Consider the following 1,015-nt stretch of genomic DNA (forward strand, 5'->3'; position numbering starts at 1 on the left):
GCTCTCGAGTTTGCCGCCTCGATGGAACGCGACATACTCGGCGCACAGCACTTGGCGCGGGACCTGGCTGAAGCGATTAAATCGGACGCCTTGGCGCTGCATTATCAGCCGCTCGTCTGTGCGGAGGGTATTCCGATCAGCAGCGTCGAGGCGCTTCTGCGTTGGAAGCACCCAGTGCGGGGGTTCATTCCGCCGATGGAGTTCATCCAGGTCGCGGAGAAGACCGATCTCATCCGGGAACTCGGAAGCTGGGTCATCCGCCGTGCGTTCAGGGATGCCCGCCAATGGCCGGATCTCGTCACTGCGATCAATCTCTCGCCCGCACAACTACATGCACCAGCGTTCATCGAGGACTTGCGTTCGCTCGTGAGCGAGATGCAGGTGATTCCGTCGATGTTCGAGTTCGAGGTCACCGAGACGGTGCTTATCGACGATATCGAACTGGCTTCCGACCGACTGCGTCAGCTGAAGGAGATCGGCTTCAGGATCGCCCTGGACGACTTCGGTAGCGGCTATGCCAGCCTCGCATATCTGACCCGCATCTCCTTCGACAAGCTCAAGATCGACCGATCCTTCGTGTACAATCTCGGCGTCGAAGATGGCGCAGAGGGGATCATCCGGTCGATCGTGGGACTCGGACTCGCTCTGAATTTATCGATAACCGCCGAAGGCGTGGAGCATCCTGATCAGCATACGGTTCTACAGAATACAGGGTGTCACAACCTTCAAGGCTTCCTGTTTCATCGACCTGTGCCTGCCGATGAAGTCGTTGCGTTGCTAAAGGATCATGCGCTTAAGCTGGCATCCTGAGCTGCTTGGAAAAGCTCCGACAAATCCGGCATCGTCCTTCGAAGGATGGTCGAGGTGCATCACGCCACCGTCACAAGTTGGAACGGCTTCAAGCGGCAATCATCGACTTCTCGACCGCCGTTTCCACGCACGCATTCACAGCCTCACGAAGAGAAGTCGTAAAATAGTTGGCACCGATCTGACCCTGCAGCTGAGCATCCTTCAG

Annotated in this window: 1 protein-coding gene; it reads left to right on the forward strand. The window is 57.3% G+C overall.

What is annotated here, in order from left to right; genetic code table 11:
- On the forward strand, positions 1–810 hold an 810-nt coding region (locus tag ACZLZY_RS24875), incomplete at its 5' end, for a putative bifunctional diguanylate cyclase/phosphodiesterase (RefSeq protein WP_472936640.1).
- Between the last annotated feature and the right edge of the window lie 205 nt (positions 811–1,015).

The organism is Mesocryomonas lacus, from assembly GCF_055730135.2.